Below are 23,823 nucleotides of genomic sequence, written 5' to 3' on the forward strand. Positions count from 1 at the left end.
AGCTTGAGTACCGCCAGCCGGCAAACGCAAACCGAACTTTTCTCTTTCTGTGAAGAGAGAGGAGTCCGTTTGCGTTTGCCTGTTTCCACAGGTTTCATGTTTGATTTCATCCTCACGGAGTTACCATGACTTACTCCTTCACCGAGAAGAAACGCATCCGCAAGAGCTTCGCCAAGCGCGCCAGTGTCTTGGACGTTCCTTACTTGTTGGCGACCCAACTGCAGTCTTTCAAGGACTTCCTGCAAGACGAAGTGGCGCCGGAGAAGCGGAAAAACGAAGGCCTGCAGGCAGCGTTTACCTCGATTTTCCCGATCGTTTCGCATTCCGGCAACGCGCGCCTGGAATTCGTCAGCTACATGCTCGGCGAGCCGGCTTTCGATGTGACCGAGTGCCACCAGCGTGGCCTGACCTTCGCGTCGTCGCTGCGCGCCAAGGTCCGTCTGGTCATCATGGACCGCGAAGCCCCGGATACCGTGAAGGAAGTCAAGGAGCAGGAAGTCTACATGGGTGAAATCCCCCTGATGACGACCAACGGTTCCTTCGTGATCAACGGCACCGAGCGGGTTATCGTTTCCCAGTTGCACCGCTCGCCGGGCGTGTTCTTCGAGCATGACCGCGGCAAGACCCACAGCTCGGGCAAGCTGCTCTTCTCGGCACGCGTCATTCCCTACCGCGGTTCCTGGCTGGACTTCGAGTTCGACCCGAAGGACACCCTGTTCTTCCGTGTCGACCGTCGTCGCAAGATGCCGGTCACCACGTTGCTCAAGGCCATCGGCATGTCGTCCGAGGAAATCCTGGCCCAGTTCTTCGAATTCGACACCTTCCTGCTGGGTAAGGACAAGGTCGAGTTCACCCTGGTTCCGGAACGCCTGCGTGGCGAAGTGGCCCGTTTCGATTTCGTTGGTCCGGACGGCAAGCTGATCGTCGCCAAGGACAAGCGCATCACCGCCAAGCATATCCGCGAGATCGGCGCTGCCGGCATCAAGCAGATCGCCGTGCCGGACGAGTTCCTGGTTGGCCGTGTTGTCGCCAAGAACATCATCGACACCGTGACCGGCGAAGTCGTGGCCAACGCCAACGACGAAATCACCGAGACCCTGCTCGCCAAGCTGCGCGAAGCCGATATTCTGACCGTCGAGACCCTGTACACCAACGATCTTGACCGTGGCGCCTTCATCTCCAACACCCTGCGTGCCGATGAAACCGCCACCCGCCAGGCGGCGCGTATTGCCATCTACCGCATGATGCGTCCGGGCGAGCCGCCGACGGAAGAGGCGGTCGAAATCCTGTTCAACGGCCTGTTCTACTCCGACGAGCGCTACGATCTGTCGGGCGTCGGTCGCATGAAGTTCAACCGTCGCCTGTCGCGTCAGGACGTCATCGAATACAAGGTGATGGTCAAGGGCCTCGCCTCCAAGGCCGAAGCTGCCCTGAAGAACCTGGCTGAAGCCTCCGGCTTTGCCCTGTCAGCCATTCAGGATCTGGTCAGCCTGCTGCCCTTCGGTGCTCGTGCCATGATCGAGAACTCGACGCAAGTCGAAGCCGAGGCGCTGGCCGCCAAGCTGAAGCCGCTGGGGGCCAACATCGAAGTTCGCGAACAGCTGACCCTGTCGCCGCGCGACATCGTCGACGTGATCCGTATCCTGGTCGAGCTGCGCAACGGCCGCGGCGAAATCGACGACATCGACCACCTCGGCAACCGTCGCGTGCGTTCGGTCGGCGAACTGGCCGAAAACCAGTTCCGTGCCGGTCTGGTGCGCGTCGAGCGCGCCGTCAAGGAGCGCCTGTCGCAAGCCGAATCCGACAATCTGATGCCGCACGACCTGATCAACGCCAAGCCGATCAGTGCCGCGATCAAGGAATTCTTCGGCTCCAGCCAGCTGTCGCAGTTCATGGACCAGACCAACCCGCTGTCGGAAATCACCCACAAGCGCCGTGTTTCGGCTCTTGGCCCGGGCGGTCTGACCCGCGAACGCGCCGGCTTCGAAGTGCGCGACGTGCACCCGACCCACTATGGCCGCGTCTGCCCGATCGAAACGCCGGAAGGTCCGAACATCGGTCTGATCAACTCGCTGGCCTTGTTTGCCCGCGTGAACAGCTACGGCTTCATTGAAACCGCCTACCGCAAGGTTGCCGACGGCAAGGTCACCAACGACATCGAGTACCTGTCGGCCATCGAAGAAGGCAACTATGTCGTCGCCCAGGCCAACGCCGCGCTCGACGCCAATGGTTGCCTTGCCGACGATCTCGTCACCTGTCGCGAGAAGGGCGAAACCATCCTCGCCGAACCGTCGCGCGTCCAGTACATGGACGTGGCCCCGGGCCAGATCGTTTCCGTTGCCGCCTCGCTGATTCCGTTCCTCGAGCACGACGACGCGAACCGTGCGCTGATGGGCGCCAACATGCAACGTCAGGCCGTTCCCTGTCTGCGTCCGGAAAAGCCGCTGGTCGGTACCGGCATCGAGCGTACCGTCGCGGTCGACTCGGGTACTGCTGTCGTCGCCCTGCGCGGCGGCAAGGTCGATTACGTTGATGCCGGCCGCGTCGTGGTCCGCGTGAACGACAATGAAACCGTAGCCGGTGAAGTTGGCGTCGACATCTACAATCTGGTCAAGTACACCCGTTCCAACCAGAACACCAACATCAACCAGCGTCCGATGGTCAAGGTTGGTGACGTGATCGCCAAGGGTGACGTGGTGGCCGACGGTGCCTCCACCGACAAGGGCGAACTCGCCCTCGGCCAGAACATGCTGATCGCGTTCATGCCGTGGAACGGCTACAACTTCGAAGACTCGATCCTGATCTCCGAGCGCGTCGTTGCCGAAGACCGTTACACCTCGATCCACATCGAGGAACTGACGGTCGTCGCCCGCGATACCAAGCTCGGCCCTGAAGAAATCACCCGCGACATCGCCTCCCTCGGCGAAGCCCAGCTGTCCCGCCTCGACGATTCCGGCATCGTGTACATCGGTGCCGAAGTCGAAGCCGGCGACGTGCTGGTCGGCAAGGTAACGCCCAAGGGCGAAACCCAGCTGACGCCGGAAGAGAAGCTGCTGCGCGCCATCTTCGGCGAGAAGGCTTCCGACGTTAAGGACACCTCGCTGCGTGTGCCGTCGGGCATCGCCGGTACCGTCATCGACGTCCAGGTGTTCACCCGCGAAGGCATCGAGCGCGACAAGCGTGCCCAGTCGATCATCGACGAGCACCTGCGTCATTACAAGCTGGACCTCGCCGACCAGATGCGTATCGTCGAACGCGACGCTTTCGAGCGCGTCGGTCGTCTGATCCTCGGCAAGAAGGCCAATGGCGGCCCGAAGAAGCTGGCCAAGGGCTCGGTCATCGAGCAGTCCTATCTGGACGGCATGGACCCGCACCACTGGTTCGACATCCGTCTGTCCGACGACGAAGCTGCCCAGCAGCTTGAGCAGGTCAAGGACGGTCTGGAGCAGGCCCGCAAGGACTTCGACATCGCTTTCGAAGCCAAGCGCAAGAAGCTGACCCAGGGCGACGAACTGCCGCCGGGCGTGCAGAAGATGGTCAAGGTCTACGTGGCCGTCAAGCGTCGCCTGCAGCCGGGCGACAAGATGGCCGGTCGTCACGGTAACAAGGGTGTCGTCTCGCGCATCCTGCCGGTCGAGGACATGCCGCACATGGAAGACGGCAGCCCGGTCGATATCGTGCTGAACCCGCTCGGCGTGCCGTCCCGGATGAACGTCGGTCAGATTCTCGAAGTCCACCTCGGCCTCGCCGCCAAGGGCCTCGGTCACAAGATCGGCGCCATGCTGCGTGCCCAGTCCAGCGTCAAGGAAGTCCGTGGCTTCCTCGACAAGGTCTATAACTCGAACGGCAAGTCCGAGGATCTCGACCAGCTGAACGATGCCGAAGTCATGGAAATGGCCGGCAACCTGACCACCGGTGTGCCGTTCGCCACCCCGGTGTTCGACGGTGCCAAGGAAGAGGAAATCAAGGCCATGCTGGCGCTCGCCGGCATGCCGTCCTCCGGTCAGATGACCCTGTTCGACGGCCGCACCGGCGAAGCATTCGAGCGTCAGGTCACGGTCGGCTACATGCATTACCTGAAGCTGCATCACTTGGTTGATGACAAGATGCACGCCCGTTCGACCGGCCCGTACTCGCTGGTCACCCAGCAGCCGCTGGGCGGCAAGGCGCAGTTCGGCGGCCAGCGCTTCGGCGAAATGGAAGTGTGGGCGCTCGAAGCCTACGGCGCTTCCTACGTGCTGCAGGAAATGTTGACCGTCAAGTCCGACGACGTGAACGGCCGTACCAAGGTGTACGAAAACATCGTCAAGGGCGAGCACAAGATCGATGCCGGCATGCCGGAATCCTTCAACGTGCTGGTCAAGGAAATCCGTTCGCTGGCGATCGACATCGATCTGGAACGTTACTGATTCAGGGCTTAGGAGTTAAACGATGAAAGCATTGCTCGATCTGTTCAAGCAGGTAACCGCCGAGGAGGAATTCGACGCGATTACCATTGGCCTCGCCTCGCCCGAGAAGATCCGTTCCTGGTCCTACGGTGAAGTCAAGAAGCCGGAAACCATCAACTACCGTACCTTCAAGCCGGAGCGCGATGGCCTGTTCTGCGCCAAGATTTTTGGCCCGATCAAGGACTACGAGTGCCTGTGCGGCAAGTACAAGCGCCTCAAGCACCGTGGCGTCATCTGTGAAAAGTGCGGCGTCGAAGTGACGCTGGCCAAGGTTCGTCGTGACCGCATGGGTCACATCGAACTGGCCTCGCCGACGGCCCACATCTGGTTCCTGAAGTCCCTGCCGTCCCGTCTCGGCATGGTGCTCGACATGACGCTGCGCGATATCGAGCGCGTCCTGTACTTCGAAGCCTATGTGGTCACCGACCCGGGCATGGTCTCAAATCTGCAGCGTAGCCAGCTGCTGACCGAAGACCAGTACCTTGAAATGGTCGAGGAACATGGCGACGACTTCCAGGCCCTGATGGGCGCCGAGGGTATCCGCGAACTGCTGCGCAACCTCGAGCTGAACAGCGAGGTTGAATCCTTGCGCGCCGAACTGGAAGTCACCGGTTCCGAAGCCAAGAACAAGAAGCTGGCCAAGCGTCTGAAGATTCTCGAAGGTTTCCAGAAGTCGGGCATCAAGCCGGACTGGATGATCCTTGAGGTGCTGCCCGTGCTGCCGCCGGACCTGCGTCCGCTGGTGCCGCTGGACGGCGGCCGTTTCGCGACCTCCGATCTGAACGATCTCTATCGTCGCGTCATCAACCGTAACAATCGTCTGAAGCGCCTGCTCGAGCTGAAGGCCCCGGAAATCATCGTGCGCAACGAAAAGCGCATGCTGCAGGAAGCCGTCGACTCGCTGCTCGACAACGGCCGCCGCGGCAAGGCGATGACCGGCGCCAACAAGCGTCCGCTGAAGTCGCTGGCCGACATGATCAAGGGCAAGGGCGGTCGTTTCCGTCAGAACCTGCTGGGTAAGCGCGTCGACTACTCCGGCCGTTCGGTCATCGTGGTCGGCCCGCAGCTCAAGCTGCACCAGTGCGGCCTGCCCAAGCTGATGGCGCTGGAACTCTTCAAACCCTTCATCTTCCACAAGCTGGAAGTGCTCGGCTACGCCACCACCATCAAGCAAGCCAAGAAGATGGTCGAAGGTCAGGAGCCGGTGGTGTGGGACATCCTCGAAGACGTCATCCGCGAACACCCGGTCATGTTGAACCGTGCGCCGACCCTGCACCGTCTGGGTATCCAGGCTTTCGAGCCGACCCTGATCGAAGGCAAGGCCATCCAGCTGCACCCGCTCGTCTGTGCCGCGTTCAACGCCGACTTCGACGGTGACCAGATGGCTGTCCACGTCCCGCTGTCGCTGGAAGCCCAGATGGAAGCCCGCACCCTGATGCTGGCCTCCAACAACGTGCTGTCTCCCGCCAACGGCGCACCGATCATCGTGCCGTCGCAGGATATCGTTTTGGGTCTGTACTACGCGACCCGCGAAAAGATCAACGGCAAGGGCGAAGGCATGTATTTCGCCGACGTCGCCGAAGTGGAACGTGCCTTGGCATCCAAGGAAGTCGATATCCACTCGCGTATTTCGGTTCGCCTGCCTCAGTACGAAGCCGGTGCTGTTGAAGGCGAATGGATCGAGAAGATCGTTCGTATCGAAACCACCGTCGGTCGTTCCATTCTGGCCAAGATCCTGCCGAAGGGCCTGCCTTTCAAGGTCATCGACAAGGCGCTGAAGAAGAAGGAAATCTCCAAGCTGATCGACGAATCGTTCCGTCGCTGCGGCCTCAAGGAAACCGTTGTCTTCGCCGACAAGCTGATGCAGAACGGCTACGCGCTGGCTACCCGTGCCGGTATTTCTTTCTGTTCGGACGACATGCGCGTTCCGGCCAAGAAGTATGAAATCATCGCCGAGGCCGAAGCCGAGGTGAAGGAAATCGAGACCCAGTACACCAACGGTCTGGTTACCCAGGGCGAGCGTTACAACAAGGTCGTCGATATCTGGGGCCGCACCGGTGATCAGGTCGCCAAGGTCATGATGGACGAACTCGGCCACGAGGAAGTCGTCGACCGCCATGGCAAGAAGGTCAAGCAGGACTCCTTCAACTCCATCTACATGATGGCCGATTCCGGCGCCCGTGGCTCTGCCGCCCAGATTCGTCAGCTGGCCGGTATGCGCGGCCTGATGGCGAAGCCGGACGGCTCGATTATCGAAACGCCGATCACGACCAACTTCCGCGAAGGTCTGAACGTTCTCCAGTACTTCATCTCGACTCACGGTGCCCGTAAGGGTCTGGCCGATACCGCGCTGAAGACTGCGAACTCCGGTTACCTGACTCGCCGTCTGGTCGACGTCACCCAGGATCTGGTCATCACCGAAGACGACTGCGGCACCAAGAACGGCTTTGCCGTCAAGGCGCTGGTCGAAGGCGGTGAAGTCATCGAGCCGCTGCGCGAGCGTATCCTCGGTCGCGTCACCGTCGACGATCTGGTCGATCCGGAAACCCAGGAAACCGTCATCTTCGCCGGTACCATGCTGGATGAAGATCTGGTCGACCTGATCGACAAGCTGGGCATCGACGAAGTCAAGGTCCGCACTCCGCTGACCTGCGACACGCGCTACGGCCTGTGCGCCAAGTGCTATGGTCGTGACCTCGGTCGCGGCACCATGGTCAATGCCGGCGAATCGGTCGGCGTCATCGCCGCCCAGTCGATCGGCGAACCGGGTACCCAGCTGACCATGCGTACCTTCCACGTTGGTGGTGCCGCTTCGCGTGCCGCCGTCGCCGACAAGGTCGAAGGCAAGTCGGCCGGTACGGTCCGCTACACCTCGAACATGCGCTATGTCACCAGCGCCAAGGGCGAGAAGGTTGTCATCTCCCGCTCCGGCGAGGTGCTGATTACCGACGATCACGGGCGCGAGCGCGAACGCCACAAGGTGCCGTACGGCGCCATCCTGTCTGCCGACGAAGGAAAGGCCGTCAAGGCCGGCGCCAAGCTGGCAACTTGGGATCCGCACACCCGCCCGATCATTACCGAATACGCCGGTACCGTGCGTTTCGAGAACGTCGAGGAAGGCGTCACCGTCGCCAAGCAGGTCGACGATGTGACCGGCCTGTCCACGCTGGTCGTTATTGACCACAAGCGCGGTGGCAAGGCCGCGACCAAGGGTGTTCGCCCGGTCGTCAAGCTGCTCGACGAAAGCGGTCAGGAAGTGAAAATCCACGGTAGCGACCATGCGGTTTCGATCGCCTTCCAGGTTGGCTCGATCATTTCCGTGGTCGATGGACAGCAGGTTGGTGTCGGTGACGTATTGGCCCGTATGCCGCAGGAATCTGCGAAGACCCGCGACATTACCGGCGGTCTGCCGCGTGTTGCCGAATTGTTCGAAGCCCGTACGCCGAAGGATGCTTCCGTGCTGGCCGAAGTCACCGGCACCATCAGCTTCGGCAAGGACACCAAGGGCAAGCAGCGTCTGGTCATCACCGATCTCGACGGCAATGTCCACGAGTTCCTGATCTCCAAGGACAAGCATGTTCTGGTGCACGACGGCCAGGTGGTGAACAAGGGCGAAAAGATCGTCGAAGGCGAACCGGATCCGCACGATATCCTGCGCCTGCAGGGCGTCGAGTCGCTGGCCCGCTACATCACCGACGAGGTTCAGGACGTCTACCGTCTGCAGGGCGTGAAGATCAACGACAAGCATATTGAAGTGATCGTCCGTCAGATGCTGCGCCGGATCACCATCGTCGAAGCTGGCGACACCAAGTTCATCAAGTCCGAACAGGTCGAGCGTGCCGAGTTGCTGGCCGAAAACGATCGCGTGATTGCCGAAGGCAAGCTGCCGGCGACGTTCGATCACATGCTGCTGGGTATTACCAAGGCTTCGTTGTCGACCGATTCGTTCATCTCGGCGGCTTCCTTCCAGGAAACCACCCGTGTTCTGACCGAAGCCGCCATCATGGGCAAGCGTGACGAACTGCGCGGTCTCAAGGAAAACGTCATCGTCGGCCGTCTCATCCCGGCCGGTACCGGTCTGGCTTACCACCGCAGCCGCAAGGCACAGGCGGCTGGCGAAGACCAGGCAGCGAATCGTCCGATCGAAGACGCTGCTGTCGAAAACGCAACGCAGGAAGCAGATCAGGGCCTGTAAATCGTTGGGCAACCCCCGGGTCACGTTGACACGGGGGTTGATCGGCCATAAAATTTATGGTCTTTGTCGGCGGAGGCTAATCATTGTCTCCGCTTTGGATAACAAAATTGCCGTCGTGCACCCCGTTTCGGTGCCCGGCCGTTGAAGGAAGTTTGATATGCCGACCATCAACCAGCTCGTGCGCAAGCCGCGCGTCGCGGAAAAGGCCAAGAGCAAGGTTCCTGCTCTGGAAAAGTGCCCGCAGAAGCGTGGCGTTTGCACCCGCGTTTACACCACTACCCCGAAAAAGCCGAACTCCGCTCTCCGTAAGGTTTGCAAGGTTCGTCTGACGAATGGCTTCGAAGTCATTTCGTACATCGGCGGTGAGGGCCACAACCTGCAGGAACACTCCGTGGTTCTGATCCGCGGTGGTCGTGTCAAGGACTTGCCGGGTGTGCGTTACCACACCGTGCGTGGTTCCCTGGATACGCAAGGCGTCAAAGATCGTAAGCAGTCCCGTTCCAAGTACGGGGCCAAGCGTCCGAAGGCTGCTTGATTCATTAAGTGGCTTGAGTAAGTGGTCGTTCTTTTGGGCGGCCGAGAGAGCCGGGTGGGTGAAAACCCCTTCCCGGCTTTTCAACTGAATCGTGTTTATCAGAGGTTAATATGCCCCGTCGTCGCGAAGTACCCAAGCGTGACATTCTGCCGGATCCGAAGTTCGGCAATGTCGAAGTCTCCAAGTTCATCAACGCCATCATGCAAAGCGGCAAGAAGTCCGTCGCCGAGCGCATCGTTTATGGCGCCTTTGACATCATCTCCACCAAGTCCGGCAAGGATCCGCTCGAAGTCTTCGGTTCTGCCATGGGCAACGTCAAGCCGATGGTCGAAGTGAAGTCCCGTCGCGTCGGCGGTGCCAACTACCAGGTGCCGGTTGAAGTGCGTCCGGCTCGTCGCGCCGCGCTGGCCATGCGCTGGCTGCGTGAGTCCGCCCGCAAGCGTTCGGAAAAGTCCATGGGTCAGCGTCTGGCTGCCGAAATGCTGGAAGCCTCCGAGAATCGCGGTGGTGCCGTCAAGAAGCGTGACGAAGTTCATCGCATGGCCGAAGCCAACAAGGCCTTCGCTCACTTCCGCTTCTAATTCGAAAAGGGCTTTAACGTGGCACGTAAAACTCCCATCGAGCGCTACCGCAATATCGGTATCAGTGCTCACATCGACGCCGGCAAGACCACCACGACCGAGCGCATCCTGTACTACACCGGTGTCAATCACAAGATCGGTGAAGTGCACGACGGTGCCGCTACCATGGACTGGATGGAGCAGGAGCAGGAGCGTGGTATCACCATCACCTCCGCGGCGACGACCTGTTTCTGGAAGGGTATGGATAATTCCTTCCCGGAGCATCGTTTCAACATCATCGACACCCCGGGACACGTTGACTTCACGATCGAAGTCGAGCGCTCGATGCGTGTTCTCGACGGTGCCTGCATGGTTTACTGCGCGGTCGGTGGCGTACAGCCGCAGTCTGAGACCGTCTGGCGTCAGGCGACCAAGTACAAGGTGCCGCGTCTGGCCTTCGTGAACAAGATGGACCGCTCCGGCGCCAACTTCTTCAAGGTCGTCGAGCAGATGAAGACCCGCCTGAAGGCGAATCCGGTGCCCATCGTGATTCCCATCGGTGCTGAAGACAGCTTCGCTGGCGTGGTCGATCTGCTCAAGATGAAGGCCATTATTTGGGACGAAGCCTCCCAGGGTATGAAGTTTGAATACCAGGACGTGCCGGCAGATTTGCAGGAAACGGCCCAAACCTGGCGCGAACAGATGATTGAGGCGGCTGCCGAAGCCTCCGAAGATCTGATGAACGAATACCTCGAGAATGGCGAACTGTCCGAAGCCAAGATCAAGGAAGGTCTGCGTCTGCGCACCCTGGCGTGCGAAATCCAGCCGATGCTGTGCGGTACCGCGTTCAAGAACAAGGGTGTGCAGCGCATGCTGGACGCCGTGGTCGAGTTGCTGCCGTCGCCGGTCGATATCCCGCCGGTTTCCGGCGTCGACGAGCGCGAACAGCCGGCTTCCCGCAAGGCTGACGATGCTGAGAAGTTCTCGGCGCTGGCCTTCAAGCTGATGACCGATCCGTTCGTCGGCCAGCTGACCTTCATCCGCGTTTACTCGGGTGTGCTGGCTTCCGGCGCCACCGTTTACAACTCGGTCAAGGGCAAGAAGGAGCGCGTCGGCCGTATTCTGCAGATGCACGCCAACAACCGCGAAGAAATCAAGGAAGTTCTGGCGGGCGACATCGCCGCTTGCGTTGGCATGAAGGACGTCACCACGGGTGAAACCCTGTGTGATCCGGATGCCCCGATCATCCTCGAGCGCATGGTCTTCCCGGACCCGGTTATTCACGTTGCTGTCGAGCCGAAAACCAAGGCTGACCAGGAAAAGATGGGTATCGCGCTGGGTCGTCTGGCTGCAGAAGATCCGTCCTTCCGGGTGCGTACCGACGAAGAGTCGGGTCAAACCATCATCTCCGGTATGGGCGAACTGCACCTCGACATCATCGTCGACCGTATGCGTCGCGAATTCAACGTTGAAGCTGCTGTCGGTGCCCCGCAGGTTGCCTATCGCGAATGCATCAAGAAGGCTGTCGAACAGGAAGGCAAGTTCGTCAAGCAGTCCGGTGGTCGCGGTCAATTCGGCCACGTCTGGCTCAAGATCGAGCCGAACGAGCCGGGTGCTGGTTATACCTTTGTCGATGCCATCAAGGGCGGCGTCGTTCCGCGCGAATTCATCCCGGCGGTCGACAAGGGTCTGCAGGATGCCATCGGTAGTGGCGTGCTCGCCGGCTTCCCGGTTGTGGACATCAAGTTCACGCTGTTCGATGGTTCCTATCACGACGTTGACTCCAACGAAAACGCCTTCCGCATGGCGGCTTCCATGGCCTTCAAGGAAGGCATGAAGAAGGCCAGCCCGACGCTGCTCGAGCCGATGATGGCCGTTGAAGTCGAGACCCCGGAAGACTACATGGGTAACGTGATGGGCGACCTGTCCTCCCGCCGTGGCATCGTCCAGGGTATGGAAGACCAGGCTGGCGGCATCAAGGTGGTCAAGGCTGAAGTGCCGCTGTCCGAAATGTTCGGCTACGCCACCTCGCTGCGCTCCCTGTCGCAAGGTCGTGCTACCTACTCGATGGAATTCAAGCACTACACGGAAGCGCCGAAGAACGTCGCTGACGCTGTCATCAACAAAAAGTAACACCTTATTGGAGAACCGATAATGGCTAAGGAAAAATTCGAGCGTACGAAACCGCACGTAAACGTTGGCACGATTGGTCACGTTGACCACGGCAAGACCACGCTGACCGCTGCGATCACGACGGTGCTGTCGGCCAAGTTCGGCGGTGCTGCCAAGAAGTACGATGAAATCGACGCTGCGCCGGAAGAAAAGGCTCGCGGTATCACGATCAATACCGCCCACGTCGAATACGAAACCGCCAACCGTCACTACGCCCACGTTGACTGCCCGGGCCACGCCGACTACGTCAAGAACATGATTACCGGTGCCGCCCAGATGGACGGTGCGATTCTGGTCTGTTCCGCCGCTGACGGCCCGATGCCGCAAACCCGCGAACACATCCTGCTCGCCCGCCAGGTTGGCGTGCCGTACGTTCTCGTTTTCATGAACAAGTGCGACATGGTTGACGACGCCGAGCTGCTCGAACTGGTCGAAATGGAACTGCGCGAGCTGCTCTCCAAGTACGACTTCCCGGGCGACGACACCCCGATCATCCACGGCTCCGCACTCAAGGCCCTGGAAGGCGACCAGTCCGAAATCGGCGAACCCGCCATCTTCCGCCTGGCTGACGCCCTGGACTCCTACATCCCGACCCCGGAGCGCGCTGTCGACATGCCGTTCCTGATGCCGGTCGAAGACGTCTTCTCCATCTCCGGTCGCGGTACCGTTGTCACCGGTCGTGTTGAGCGCGGCATCGTCAAGGTCGGCGAAGAAATCGAAATCGTCGGTATCCGTCCGACCCAGAAGACCACCTGTACCGGTGTCGAAATGTTCCGCAAGCTGCTCGACCAAGGTCAAGCCGGCGACAACATCGGCGCCCTGCTGCGTGGCACCAAGCGTGAAGACGTCGAGCGTGGTCAAGTCCTGTGCAAGCCGGGCTCCATCACCCCGCACACCCACTTCACGGGCGAAGTGTATGTTCTGTCCAAGGACGAAGGTGGTCGTCACACCCCGTTCTTCAACAACTACCGTCCGCAGTTCTACTTCCGTACGACCGACGTGACCGGCGCCATCTCGCTGCCGGAAGGCGTTGAAATGGTCATGCCGGGTGACAACATCCAGATGACGGTCAAGCTGATCGCCCCGATCGCCATGGAAGAAGGTCTGCGCTTCGCTATCCGCGAAGGCGGCCGTACCGTCGGCGCCGGCGTTGTTGCTAAGATCATCGAGTAATCGTTCTTTTTGAAAATCGGGGTGGGTAACCCTCGCCCCATCGTTCTTTGGAAGCCAAGAAAATGCAAAACCAAAAAATCCGTATCCGTCTGAAGGCCTTCGACTATCGCCTGATCGATCAATCCGCCCAGGAAATCGTCGAGACCGCCAAGCGTACCGGTGCTGTCGTTCGTGGTCCCGTTCCGCTGCCGACCCGCAAGCAGCGTTTCGACATCCTGCGTTCGCCGCACGTGAACAAGGCTTCCCGCGATCAGCTCGAGATCCGTACCCATCTGCGTCTGATGGATATTGTCGATCCGACCGACAAGACTGTTGATGCCCTGATGAAGCTGGATCTCCCGGCTGGCGTCGACGTCGAGATCAAGTTGCAGTAATTGTAGTTTTGCGGATATAATTCGCGCCTTTCGGGGGTGGCCGGCGACGGCTGCCCATTTGTTGTTTTACATCGACCGGCCAATCGCAGCCGGCGATGAGGAGAATAACCATGAGTCTAGGCCTTGTTGGTCGCAAGGTTGGCATGACTCGCATTTTTGCTGAGGATGGCGCGTCCATCCCGGTGACTGTGCTTGACGTGTCCAATAACCGCGTGACCCAAGTCAAAACGCCGGAGATCGATGGCTACGCAGCCATTCAGGTCGCATTCGGCAAGCGCCGTGCCTCGCGTGTTTCCAAGCCCCTCGCTGGCCATCTGGCCAAGGCGGGCGTGGAAGCCGGGCATGTGCTCAAGGAATTCCAGATCGAAGCTGATCAGTTGGCCAATTTCAAGGCTGGCGATCAGGTCGCTGTCACCATCTTTGCCGAAGGGCAAAAGGTCGATGTGACCGGTACCTCGATCGGTAAGGGTTTCCAGGGTGGTATCAAGCGCCACAACTTCAGCTCCAACCGTGCTTCCCACGGTAACTCGGTGTCGCACAATGCGCCGGGTTCCATTGGTATGGCGCAGGATCCGGGGCGTGTTTTCCCGGGTAAGCGCATGGCCGGCCATCTGGGTGACGTGCAGTCGACCCTGCAGAGTCTGACCATTGTTCGCGTTGACGCTGAGCGTCAGCTGCTGCTGGTCAAGGGCGCTGTGCCGGGTGCCAAGGGTTCTGACGTCGTCGTGCGTCCGGCAGTCAAGGCTTAAGGGGGCGACATGGAACTGAAGGTTATTAACGAACAAGGTCAGGAAGCGGCCAAGCTGCAGGCTTCCGACGTGCTGTTCGGTCGCGAATTCAATGAAGCGCTGGTGCATCAGATCGTCGTCGCCTATCAGGCGAATGCTCGTTCCGGTGACAGTAAGCAGAAGGATCGCTCCGAAGTCCGTCACACCACCACCAAGCCGTGGCGTCAGAAGGGCACTGGTCGTGCCCGCGCTGGTTCGAACGGCAGCCCGCTGTGGCGTGGAGGCGGTCGGATTTTCCCGAACTCCCCGGATCAAAACTATTCCCAGAAGGTTAACAAGAAGATGTTCCGCGCCGGTATGGCTGCGATCCTCTCCGAGTTGGCCCGTCAGGATCGCCTGGTCGTTGTTGACGATCTGTCGATCGATGCGCCGAAAACCAAGCTGTTTGCCCAGAAGTTGAAGGGCATGGGCCTGGAAGGCAATCTTCTGGTTGTGACCGACGAGCTGAATGAGAACCTCTATCTGTCGTCGCGCAACCTGCCCAACGTTCTGGTTCTGGAAGCCCAGGAAGCTGATCCGGTTTCTCTGGTTCGCTTCAACAAGGTTCTGGTGACCAAGAACGCCGTGGCCAAGTTCGAGGAGATGTGGGGATGAATCAAGAGCGTCTGATGCAGGTACTGCTGGCACCGCAAATCTCCGAGAAGGCGACCTATGTTGCCGACAAGCATGAGCAAGTGGTTTTCCGTGTCGCATCCGATGCGACCAAGCCGGAGATCAAGGCTGCTGTCGAGCTTCTGTTCAAGGTTGAGGTTGAGGCTGTTCAAGTCGCCAACGTCAAGGGCAAGGTCAAGCGCTTCAAGGGCGCAACTGGCCGTCGCAAGGGCTGGAAAAAGGCCTATGTGAGCCTGAAGCCGGGTCAGGAAATCAATTTCGTTGAAGGGGGCAATGCATAATGGCTCTCGTTAAAGTCAAACCGACCTCCCCGGGTCGTCGTGGCGTTGTTCAGGTCGTCAATGCCGATCTGCACAAGGGTAAGCCGTTTGCCGGTCTGGTTGAGTCCCAGTCCAAGAACGCTGGCCGCAACAACAATGGTCGTATCACCGTTCGCCATCAGGGCGGTGGTCACAAGCAGGCTTACCGTCTCGTTGATTTCAAGCGCAACAAGGACGGTATTCCGGCCAAGGTTGAACGTCTGGAATACGATCCGAATCGTACGGCGAACATCGCCCTGGTTTGCTACGCCGACGGCGAGCGCCGTTACATCATCGCCAACAAGGGTATGGTGGTTGGTCAGCAGATCATGAGCGGCTCGGAAGCGCCGATCAAGTCCGGTAATGCTTTGCCGATTCGCAACATTCCGGTCGGTACGACCATCTGCTGTGTCGAGATGATGCCGGGTAAGGGTGCTCAAATCGCCCGCTCCGCCGGTACCTCGGTTCAGCTGCTGGCCCGCGAAGGCAGCTACGCCCAGATTCGTCTGCGCTCCGGCGAAGTTCGTCGTGTGCACGTCGAGTGCCGCGCAACGGTTGGTGAAGTCGGTAACGAAGAAAACAACCTGCGCAAGATCGGCAAGGCCGGTGCTCAGCGTTGGCGTGGTATTCGTCCGACCGTCCGCGGTACTGCGATGAACCCGATCGACCACCCGCACGGTGGTGGTGAAGGTAAGACCGGCGAAGGTCGTGTTCCGGTTAACCCGTGGGGTCAGCCCACCAAGGGTTACCGTACCCGCAGCAACAAGCGCACGAACAGCATGATCGTTCAGCGCCGTCATAAGCGTTAAGGGGTAGGAAATGGGACGTTCTCTCAAAAAGGGCCCGTTTATTGATGCGCACCTGATCGACAAGGTCGAAGCAGTTCGCGCCACCAATGACAAGCGCCCGATCAAGACCTGGTCGCGTCGTTCGACGATCCTCCCCGAGTTCATCGGCCTGACGATCGCGGTCCACAATGGCAAGCAGCATATTCCGGTGTTCGTCACCGAGAATATGGTCGGTCACAAGCTCGGCGAGTTTTCGCTGACCCGTACGTTCAAGGGTCACACCGCCGGCAAGAAGGCCAAGAAGTAAGGAGCTGACATGGAAACTCGTGCAAGTCTGCGGGGCGTACGCCTCTCTGCGCAAAAAGGCCGCCTGGTGGCGGATCTCGTGCGCGGCAAGCCGGTTGGTCAGGCTCTCAATATCCTGGCCTTTAGCCCGACCAAGGGTGCCGGTATCATCAAGAAGGTGCTGGAGTCGGCTATCGCCAACGCCGAGCACAACGACGGCGCCGATATCGACGAACTGAAGGTCAAGGTCATCTACGTCGAAAAAGGTATGGTGCTGAAGCGCTTCACGGCGCGCGCCAAGGGTCGTGGCAATCGGATCAGCAAGCCGACCTGCCATATTTATCTGACCGTTGGTAACTAAGGAAGAGCCATGGGACAGAAAATTCATCCGACTGGCTTCCGTCTGGCCGTCACCAAGAACTGGAGTTCGCGCTGGTACGCTAACAGCAAGGACTTTCCGGGCATGCTGCAAGAAGACGTCAAGGTACGCGAGTACCTGAAGCGTAAACTGGCGCACGCCTCCGTTGGTCGCGTCCTGATCGAGCGTCCGGCCAAGAACGCCCGCGTCACCGTTTACTCCGCTCGTCCGGGCGTGGTCATCGGCAAGAAGGGCGAGGATATCGAACAACTGCGTACGGATCTTCAGCGCATCATGGGCGTTCCCGTCCATGTTTCGATTGAAGAAATCCGCAAGCCGGAAATCGACGCCCAGCTGATCGCCGATTCGATCGCCCAGCAGCTCGAGAAGCGCATCATGTTCCGTCGTGCCATGAAGCGCGCGATGCAGAACGCCATGCGCCTCGGTGCCCAGGGTATCAAGGTGATGAGTGCCGGTCGTCTGAACGGTGCAGAAATCGCCCGTAGCGAATGGTATCGTGAAGGTCGTGTGCCGCTGCACACCCTGCGCGCCGACATCGACTACGCAACTTCCGAAGCGCTGACCACCTACGGCATCATCGGTATCAAGGTCTGGGTTTACAAGGGCGATATGCTCGACCGTAATGCCCAGCCGGTCGCCGAAGAGCCGGCAGCCGAAGAGCGCCGTCCGCGTCGCGCCCCGGGCAAGCCGGAAGGCGACAAGCCGCGTACCCGCACTGTCAAGAAGGCTGATGGCGATGCTGGTGCAAAGCGCGGTGTCAGAAAGGCAGGTGCCTAAATGTTGCAACCTAATCGTCGCAAGTTCCGCAAGGAGCACAAGGGCCGCAATGAAGGTCTGGCGACTCGCGGTACGAAGGTTTCCTTCGGTGAGTGGGGCCTTAAGGCGATCGGTCGCGGTCGTTTGACGGCTCGTCAGATCGAAGCCGCCCGTCGCGCCATGACTCGTCATATCAAGCGCGGTGGCCGTATCTGGATCCGTATCTTCCCGGACAAGCCGATTTCCAAGAAGCCGGCCGAAGTTCGTATGGGTAACGGTAAGGGTAACCCGGAGTACTGGGTCGCCGAAATCCAGCCGGGCAAGGTGCTTTATGAAATGGATGGTGTCAACGAAGCGCTGGCTCGCGAGGCGTTTGCTCTCGCCGCTGCCAAGCTGCCGATTGCCACCACCTTCGTGACTCGTCATCTGGGGTAATCATGAAAGCTAGTGAATTGAGAACCAAGAGCGTGGACGAGCTCAACAAGGAATTGCTGGACCTCTTGAAGGCCCAGTTCGGTCTGCGTATGCAGCTTGCTACCCAGCAGCTGTCCAATACCAGCCAAATGTCCAAGGTGCGTCGCGATATCGCTCGCGTTCGCACGCTTATCCGTGAAAAGGCGGTGCAGCAATGAGCGAAACCACCAGCATCAAGCGCACTCTGATCGGTCGCGTTGTTAGCGACAAGATGGACAAGACGGTTACCGTCCTGGTCGAACGTAAGGTCAAGCACCCGATGTACGGCAAGGTGATGGTTCGTTCGAAGAAGTATCACGCCCATAACGACGGCAACACCGCCAAGGCCGGCGATCTCGTCGAGATCGTCGAAACCCGCCCGGTTTCCCGTACCAAGACTTGGGCGGTGACCAGCGTTCTGGAAAAGGCGATCGTTGTATAACGAAAGTTTTTAAAAACGCTTGCGCAGTATTAAAAGAAGCCGGTATAATCCGGCTTCTTTTTTGCGGGCGCCGTCCTGGACCCGTGAAGTTGTTCGACCCGTACGGGTTCCAAGACTGACCGCGCAAGCGGATTAAGTTGGAGTTAATTTAAATGATTCAGATGCAGACGATTCTGGACGTCGCCGATAACACCGGTGCGCGTTCGGTAATGTGTATCAAAGTGCTGGGTGGCTCCAAGCGCCGCTATGCTGGTATTGGCGATATCGTCAAGGTCAGCATCAAGGACGCTGCGCCGCGCGGTCGCGTGAAGAAGGGTGATGTTTATAACGCCGTGGTGGTTCGTACCGCCAAGGGTGTTCGTCGTCCGGACGGCTCGCTGGTACGCTTTGACGGCAATGCCGCTGTCCTCCTCAACAACAAGCTCGAGCCGATCGGCACGCGCATCTTTGGCCCGGTGACCCGCGAACTGCGTACCGAGCGCTTCATGAAGATCGTGTCCCTGGCTCCGGAAGTTCTGTAAGGAGCGGATGATGGAAAAGATTCGCAAGGGCGACGAAGTCGTCGTCATCACTGGCAAGGACAAGGGCAAGCGCGGCATCGTGGTGCTCCGCCTTGATGCCGAGCATGTTGTCGTTGAAGGTGTCAATCGTGCCAAGAAGCACGTTAAGCCGAACCCGATTAAGGGTGTGGCCGGTGGCATCGTTGATAAGGACATGCCGATTCATATCTCCAATGTTGCGCTGTTCAATGCGGCAACCAAGAAGGCCGATCGCGTCGGCATTAAGGTGCTCGAGGACGGCCGCAAGGTTCGCGTGTTCAAGTCGAACGGCGAACTGGTAAACGCATAAGGGGTGGACATGGCGCGTTTGCAACAGTTTTACAAGGACACCGTTGTTTCCGACCTGACCAAGCAGTTCGGTTACAAGTCCGTGATGGAAGTGCCCCGTATCACCAAGATCACCCTGAATATGGGTGTTGGTGAGGCGGTTGCCGACAAGAAAGTTCTGGAAAACGCCGTTGGCGACATGCAGAAGATCGCCGGCCAAAAGCCGGTCACCACGAAGGCTCGCAAGTCGATCGCCGGCTTCAAGATTCGTGATGGTTACCCGATCGGTTGCATGGTCACCCTGCGTGGTCCGCGTATGTTCGAGTTCCTGGATCGCTTGGTCACCATCGCGCTGCCGCGCGTTCGTGACTTCCGTGGTATCTCTGGCAAGGGTTTTGATGGCCAGGGCAACTACAACATGGGTGTCAAGGAGCAGATCATTTTCCCGGAAATCGAGTACGACAAGATCGATGCTCTGCGGGGTATGAACATTAGCATCACCACGACCGCGAAGACCGATGCAGAAGCCAAGGCTCTGCTGGCGTCCTTCAAGTTCCCGTTCAAGAATTGAGGCAATCATGGCAAAACTTGCTCTGATCAACCGTGAAGAAAAGCGCCGCAAGCTGGTGGCTCAGTACGCCAAGAAGCGCGCTGCCCTCGAGGCAATCTTCAACAACGTGAGCCTGTCGGACGAGGAGCGTTACGAAGCCCGTCTGAAGCTGCAGGCTCTGCCGCGTAACTCCAGCCCGTCCCGTCTGCGCAATCGTTGCCAGCTGACCGGCCGTCCGCGTGGCGTTTTCCGTAAATTCGGTCTGTGTCGTAACAAGATCCGTGAGCTGGCCTTCAATGGCGAGATCCCGGGTGTTGTTAAGGCCAGCTGGTAATCAGGAGATACAGAAATGGCTATGAGCGATCCGATCGCGGACATGCTGACCCGCATCCGCAACGCCCAGCTCGCCGAAAAGGCGTCTGTGTCCATGCCGTCGTCCAAGGTCAAGGCTGCCATCGCGGCTGTCCTCAAGGATGAAGGTTATGTTGAAGATTTCGCTGTTCGTCAGAACGACGGCAAGGCTACCCTCGAAATCGCCCTCAAGTATTACGCTGGCCGTCCGGTCATCGAGCGTATCGAGCGCGTTTCCAAGCCTGGTCTGCGTATCTACAAGGGCTGCGAAGATATTCCGCGCGTCATGAACGGCCTGGGTGTGGCGATTGTGTCCACCCCGAAGGGTGTCATGACCGACCGCAAGGCCCGCGCTACCAAGGTTGGTGGCGAAGTCCTCTGCATCGTGGCGTAAGGAGCTGACCGATCATGTCTCGTATTGGTAAGAATCCCGTCGTGCTGCCGGCTGGTGTTGAAGTCACCGTGGGTGAGCAGATCGTCGTCAAGGGCCCGTTGGGTACCTTGAAGACCGCTGCCCACCCGGCAGTTGCAGTCGCCGTTGAAGGTCAAAGCGTTGTTGTTTCCAAGGTTGCTGGTGCGGAAAACGCATCTGCCATGTGGGGCACCATGCGTGCCAACCTGAACAACATGGTGACCGGCGTCTCCAAGGGTTTTGAGCGCAAGCTGCAACTGGTTGGCGTGGGCTATCGTGCCCAGGCTGCCGGCGATACGCTGAACCTCTCCCTTGGTTTTTCTCACCCGGTTGCGCACAAGATGCCGGCTGGTGTGAAAGTTGAGTGCCCGACCCAGACGGAAATCGTCTTGAAGGGTGCAGACAAGCAACAAGTCGGTCAGGTGGCTGCCGAAGTTCGTGCGTATCGTAAGCCGGAGCCCTACAAGGGCAAGGGCGTTCGTTACTCGGACGAAGTGGTGGTTATCAAGGAAACCAAGAAGAAGTAAGGGTGGCATATGTTTAACAAGAAGCAAGCGCGTTTGCGCCGTGCCCGCAAAACCCGGGCCAAAATCGCCGAACTCAAAGCTGTGCGTCTGTGCGTTAACCGCACGAACTGCCACATTTACGCCCAGATCATCTCGCCGTGCGGCGGCAAGGTCTTGGCATCGGCTTCCACGCTGGACAAGAACGTTCGTGGCGATGTCACGAATGGCGGTAACAAGGCTGCTGCCACTGCTGTTGGCAAGCTGATCGCCGAGCGCGCCAAGGCCGCCGGTATCGAGCAGGTGGCTTTTGATCGCTCCGGTCTCCAGTACCACGGTCGTATTCAGGCGCTGGCTGAAGCCGCGCGTGAAGGCGGCCTGAAGTTCTAACCGACGGCGAAAGGACGAGGTTAAGAAATGGCTAAACCTGAAAGAAACAAGAAGCCGCAGCAGGCTGAAGAGCGCGACGACGGTCTGCGCGAAAAGATGGTTGCGGTTAATCGCGTCACCAAGGTGGTGAAGGGCGGCCGTATCCTCGGTTTCGCTGCATTGACCGTGGTTGGCGACGGCGATGGCGCAATCGGCATGGGCAAGGGCAAGTCCCGCGAAGTGCCGGTGGCCGTTCAAAAGGCAATGGAAGAGGCCCGTCGCAAGATGGCCAAGGTCAGCCTGCGCAACGGTACCGTTCATCACACCGTGATGGGCCGCCATGGTGCAACCACCGTGATGATCCAGCCGGCTCCGGAAGGTACGGGCATCATCGCCGGTGGCGCCATGCGCGCCGTCTTCGAAGTTGTCGGCGTGACCAACGTTGTGGCCAAGGCTCACGGCTCCACCAATCCTTACAACATCGTGCGTGCCACCATCGACGGTCTGTCGAAGGTCAACACGCCGGCAGAAATCGCTGCAAAGCGCGGTCTGTCTGTTGATCAGATCCTGGGGTAAGTCATGGCTGACAAGAAAATCACTGTGAAGCTCGTCAAGAGCATCATCGGCACCAAGCAGGACCATCGCGCCACCGTGCGTGGCCTGGGCCTGCGCAAGCTGAACAGTACTGCTGTTCTGGAAGATACGCCGGCGGTTCGCGGCATGATCCAGAAGGTGCAGTATCTCGTAAAGGTTGAGGGTTAAACCATGCGTCTGAACACCATCAAGCCGGGCGAAGGCTCGAAGAAGGCCGCCAAGCGCGTCGGCCGCGGTATCGGTTCCGGCCTCGGCAAGACCTGCGGTCGTGGTCACAAGGGTCAGAAGTCCCGCTCCGGCGGCTTCCACAAAGTTGGCTTCGAGGGCGGCCAAATGCCGCTGCAGCGTCGTCTGCCGAAGCGCGGTTTCAATTCATTGACCCGCGCCCGCAACTACGAAGTTCGCCTGACCGACCTGGATCGCCTGCCGGTTGACGAAATCGATCTGCTTGCTTTGCAAGCAGCCGGTATCGTTCCGGGTGACGCTCTGTCCGCCAAGGTCATCCTGTCCGGCGCCATCAGCCGCAAGGTTGTCCTGAAGGGCGTTGGCGCCACCAAGGGTGCCAAGGCTGCGATCGAAGCCGCTGGCGGCTCCGTCGCCGAGTAACAAAGGGAAAGGTTAGAACGTTGGCAGCAAATCCCAATACCGTAGGCAAGGGTGGCAAGTTCGGCGATCTCAAGCGCCGGCTGTGGTTCCTGCTGGGCGCTCTCGTGGTTTACCGCATTGGCGCACATATACCGGTTCCGGGGATTGACCCCAACGTTCTGGCTGACCTTTTCAATTCTCAACAAGGCGGCATCTTGGGCATGTTCAACATGTTCTCGGGTGGTGCCTTGTCGCGATTCACCATTTTTGCATTGGGGATCATGCCGTACATTTCGGCGTCGATCATCATGCAACTGATGAGCGTGGCGAGTCCACAGCTCGAAGCCCTCAAGAAAGAGGGTGAAGCTGGTCGTCGCAAGATTACGCAGTACACCCGTTACGGCACGGTCGTTCTTGCCCTCTTCCAGGGGCTGGGTATTGCCGTAGCTCTCGAAGCTCAGGCTGGCTTGGTCAATGATCCTGGTTTCATGTTCCGCCTGACGACCGTTTCCACGCTGCTCACGGGGACCATGTTCCTGATGTGGCTGGGGGAACAGATCACGGAACGCGGTCTGGGTAACGGCATCTCGATCATCATCTTCGCTGGTATCGCCGCCGGACTGCCGAATGCCATTGGTGGCTTGCTGGAACTGGTTCGTACCGGTGCGATGCATCCGCTGACCGCGCTGATCATCTGTGTCTTGGTGGTCCTCGTGACCGGTTTCGTTGTCTTCGTTGAACGTGGCCAACGCAAGATTCTGGTCAATTACGCCAAGCGCCAGGTAGGCAACAAGATTTATGGCGGTCAGAGCTCGCATCTGCCGCTGAAGCTGAACATGTCGGGTGTCATTCCACCGATTTTTGCGTCTTCCATCATTCTCTTCCCGGCAACCGTCGCCAACTGGTTTGGTTCGAGCGAGTCCATGCTGTGGTTGAAGGATGTGGCGGCAACCCTCTCTCCTGGGCAGCCGATCTATGTGATGCTCTACGCTGCCGCGATCGTGTTTTTCTGCTTCTTCTATACCGCGCTGGTTTTCAATTCCAAGGAAACCGCCGACAACCTGAAGAAGAGCGGTGCCTTCGTGCCGGGTATTCGTCCGGGCGAACAAACTGCACGCTACATCGACAAGATTCTGATGCGCCTGACCCTGATCGGCGCGGCCTATATCACTGTGGTGTGTTTGTTGCCGGAATTTCTGATCTTGAAGTGGAACGTGCCGTTCTACTTCGGTGGTACCTCTTTGTTGATTATCGTGGTCGTTACCATGGACTTCATGTCTCAGGTGCAGGCTTACGTAATGTCGCACCAATATGAAAGTCTCTTGAAGAAAGCAAACTTCAAGGGTTCGCCGATGATCAAGTAATAGTTACTC

The 23,823-nt window shown here is 59.1% G+C and carries 28 protein-coding genes; all 28 read left to right on the forward strand.

Annotated elements, in window-relative coordinates:
• Positions 1-125 precede the first annotated feature (125 nt).
• A complete protein-coding gene (rpoB, locus tag F1002_RS14165; RefSeq protein WP_150429705.1) occupies positions 126-4,409 on the forward strand; it encodes a DNA-directed RNA polymerase subunit beta in 4,284 nt (1,427 codons plus the stop codon).
• Between the two features lie 22 nt (positions 4,410-4,431).
• Positions 4,432-8,643, forward strand: a complete 4,212-nt coding sequence (gene rpoC / locus F1002_RS14170; protein ID WP_150429706.1) for a DNA-directed RNA polymerase subunit beta' — start codon at positions 4,432-4,434, stop codon at positions 8,641-8,643.
• Positions 8,644-8,800: 157 nt separating this feature from the next.
• Complete coding sequence (gene rpsL, locus F1002_RS14175) at positions 8,801-9,178, forward strand: 30S ribosomal protein S12 (protein WP_011286083.1); 378 nt, start codon at positions 8,801-8,803, stop codon at positions 9,176-9,178.
• Positions 9,179-9,288: 110 nt separating this feature from the next.
• On the forward strand, positions 9,289-9,759 hold the full coding sequence (rpsG, locus tag F1002_RS14180) for a 30S ribosomal protein S7 (protein WP_150429707.1): 471 nt from the start codon (positions 9,289-9,291) through the stop codon (positions 9,757-9,759).
• A gap of 18 nt (positions 9,760-9,777) precedes the next feature.
• Positions 9,778-11,871: an elongation factor G gene (gene fusA, locus F1002_RS14185; RefSeq protein WP_150429708.1), complete on the forward strand. Its 2,094-nt coding sequence runs from the start codon at positions 9,778-9,780 to the stop codon at positions 11,869-11,871.
• Positions 11,872-11,892: 21 nt separating this feature from the next.
• Entirely contained in the window at positions 11,893-13,083 is a 1,191-nt protein-coding gene (gene tuf, locus F1002_RS14190) for an elongation factor Tu (RefSeq protein WP_150429698.1), read from the forward strand.
• A gap of 62 nt (positions 13,084-13,145) precedes the next feature.
• Complete coding sequence (gene rpsJ / locus F1002_RS14195) at positions 13,146-13,457, forward strand: 30S ribosomal protein S10 (protein ID WP_027456678.1); 312 nt, start codon at positions 13,146-13,148, stop codon at positions 13,455-13,457.
• A 110-nt stretch (positions 13,458-13,567) separates the two neighbouring features.
• The gene (rplC, locus tag F1002_RS14200; RefSeq protein WP_150429709.1) at positions 13,568-14,206 is read left to right on the forward strand and encodes a 50S ribosomal protein L3; all 639 of its coding nucleotides are present in this window, start codon (positions 13,568-13,570) and stop codon (positions 14,204-14,206) included.
• Between the two features lie 9 nt (positions 14,207-14,215).
• A complete protein-coding gene (gene rplD / locus F1002_RS14205) occupies positions 14,216-14,839 on the forward strand; it encodes a 50S ribosomal protein L4 (protein WP_150429710.1) in 624 nt (207 codons plus the stop codon).
• Positions 14,836-15,138 (forward strand): 50S ribosomal protein L23, encoded by a 303-nt coding sequence (rplW, locus tag F1002_RS14210; protein WP_150429711.1) that lies wholly within the window; start codon positions 14,836-14,838, stop codon positions 15,136-15,138. The genes rplD and rplW overlap by 4 nt, the downstream gene beginning before the upstream one ends.
• Positions 15,138-15,965 carry a 50S ribosomal protein L2 gene (rplB, locus tag F1002_RS14215; RefSeq protein WP_150429712.1) on the forward strand — a complete coding sequence of 276 codons (828 nt, stop codon included), beginning with the start codon at positions 15,138-15,140 and terminating at the stop codon, positions 15,963-15,965. The genes rplW and rplB overlap by 1 nt, the downstream gene beginning before the upstream one ends.
• Before the next feature lie 10 nt (positions 15,966-15,975).
• Positions 15,976-16,251: a 30S ribosomal protein S19 gene (gene rpsS, locus F1002_RS14220; protein WP_076091637.1), complete on the forward strand. Its 276-nt coding sequence runs from the start codon at positions 15,976-15,978 to the stop codon at positions 16,249-16,251.
• A gap of 9 nt (positions 16,252-16,260) precedes the next feature.
• Positions 16,261-16,590 carry a 50S ribosomal protein L22 gene (gene rplV / locus F1002_RS14225; RefSeq protein ID WP_150429713.1) on the forward strand — a complete coding sequence of 110 codons (330 nt, stop codon included), beginning with the start codon at positions 16,261-16,263 and terminating at the stop codon, positions 16,588-16,590.
• Positions 16,591-16,599: 9 nt separating this feature from the next.
• Positions 16,600-17,385: a 30S ribosomal protein S3 gene (gene rpsC / locus F1002_RS14230; RefSeq protein ID WP_150429714.1), complete on the forward strand. Its 786-nt coding sequence runs from the start codon at positions 16,600-16,602 to the stop codon at positions 17,383-17,385.
• The gene (gene rplP, locus F1002_RS14235; protein WP_150429715.1) at positions 17,386-17,799 is read left to right on the forward strand and encodes a 50S ribosomal protein L16; all 414 of its coding nucleotides are present in this window, start codon (positions 17,386-17,388) and stop codon (positions 17,797-17,799) included.
• A gap of 2 nt (positions 17,800-17,801) precedes the next feature.
• Positions 17,802-17,996 (forward strand): 50S ribosomal protein L29, encoded by a 195-nt coding sequence (gene rpmC, locus F1002_RS14240; RefSeq protein WP_027456670.1) that lies wholly within the window; start codon positions 17,802-17,804, stop codon positions 17,994-17,996.
• The gene (gene rpsQ, locus F1002_RS14245; RefSeq protein WP_150429716.1) at positions 17,993-18,259 is read left to right on the forward strand and encodes a 30S ribosomal protein S17; all 267 of its coding nucleotides are present in this window, start codon (positions 17,993-17,995) and stop codon (positions 18,257-18,259) included. Before rpmC ends, rpsQ begins: the two co-directional genes overlap by 4 nt.
• A gap of 152 nt (positions 18,260-18,411) precedes the next feature.
• Positions 18,412-18,780 carry a 50S ribosomal protein L14 gene (gene rplN, locus F1002_RS14250; protein ID WP_027456668.1) on the forward strand — a complete coding sequence of 123 codons (369 nt, stop codon included), beginning with the start codon at positions 18,412-18,414 and terminating at the stop codon, positions 18,778-18,780.
• A gap of 7 nt (positions 18,781-18,787) precedes the next feature.
• The gene (gene rplX / locus F1002_RS14255) at positions 18,788-19,108 is read left to right on the forward strand and encodes a 50S ribosomal protein L24 (protein WP_223879614.1); all 321 of its coding nucleotides are present in this window, start codon (positions 18,788-18,790) and stop codon (positions 19,106-19,108) included.
• A gap of 9 nt (positions 19,109-19,117) precedes the next feature.
• Positions 19,118-19,657: a 50S ribosomal protein L5 gene (gene rplE / locus F1002_RS14260; protein ID WP_150429718.1), complete on the forward strand. Its 540-nt coding sequence runs from the start codon at positions 19,118-19,120 to the stop codon at positions 19,655-19,657.
• Positions 19,658-19,664: 7 nt separating this feature from the next.
• A complete protein-coding gene (gene rpsN, locus F1002_RS14265) occupies positions 19,665-19,970 on the forward strand; it encodes a 30S ribosomal protein S14 (RefSeq protein WP_150429719.1) in 306 nt (101 codons plus the stop codon).
• 15 nt (positions 19,971-19,985) lie between these two features.
• Positions 19,986-20,381 (forward strand): 30S ribosomal protein S8, encoded by a 396-nt coding sequence (gene rpsH / locus F1002_RS14270; protein ID WP_150429720.1) that lies wholly within the window; start codon positions 19,986-19,988, stop codon positions 20,379-20,381.
• A 14-nt stretch (positions 20,382-20,395) separates the two neighbouring features.
• Positions 20,396-20,926 carry a 50S ribosomal protein L6 gene (gene rplF / locus F1002_RS14275; RefSeq protein WP_150429721.1) on the forward strand — a complete coding sequence of 177 codons (531 nt, stop codon included), beginning with the start codon at positions 20,396-20,398 and terminating at the stop codon, positions 20,924-20,926.
• 9 nt (positions 20,927-20,935) lie between these two features.
• Complete coding sequence (gene rplR / locus F1002_RS14280) at positions 20,936-21,292, forward strand: 50S ribosomal protein L18 (protein ID WP_150429722.1); 357 nt, start codon at positions 20,936-20,938, stop codon at positions 21,290-21,292.
• Positions 21,293-21,319: 27 nt separating this feature from the next.
• Positions 21,320-21,847, forward strand: coding sequence for a 30S ribosomal protein S5 (rpsE, locus tag F1002_RS14285; protein ID WP_150429723.1), 528 nt, complete (start codon positions 21,320-21,322; stop codon positions 21,845-21,847).
• A 3-nt stretch (positions 21,848-21,850) separates the two neighbouring features.
• Entirely contained in the window at positions 21,851-22,033 is a 183-nt protein-coding gene (gene rpmD, locus F1002_RS14290; RefSeq protein ID WP_150429724.1) for a 50S ribosomal protein L30, read from the forward strand.
• A 3-nt stretch (positions 22,034-22,036) separates the two neighbouring features.
• Positions 22,037-22,471 carry a 50S ribosomal protein L15 gene (rplO, locus tag F1002_RS14295; RefSeq protein WP_150429725.1) on the forward strand — a complete coding sequence of 145 codons (435 nt, stop codon included), beginning with the start codon at positions 22,037-22,039 and terminating at the stop codon, positions 22,469-22,471.
• 20 nt (positions 22,472-22,491) lie between these two features.
• Positions 22,492-23,814, forward strand: coding sequence for a preprotein translocase subunit SecY (secY, locus tag F1002_RS14300; RefSeq protein WP_150429726.1), 1,323 nt, complete (start codon positions 22,492-22,494; stop codon positions 23,812-23,814).
• The last annotated feature ends 9 nt before the right edge of the window (positions 23,815-23,823 follow it).

Source organism: Dechloromonas sp. CZR5 (genome assembly GCF_008711155.1).
Taxonomy (GTDB): domain Bacteria; phylum Pseudomonadota; class Gammaproteobacteria; order Burkholderiales; family Rhodocyclaceae; genus Azonexus.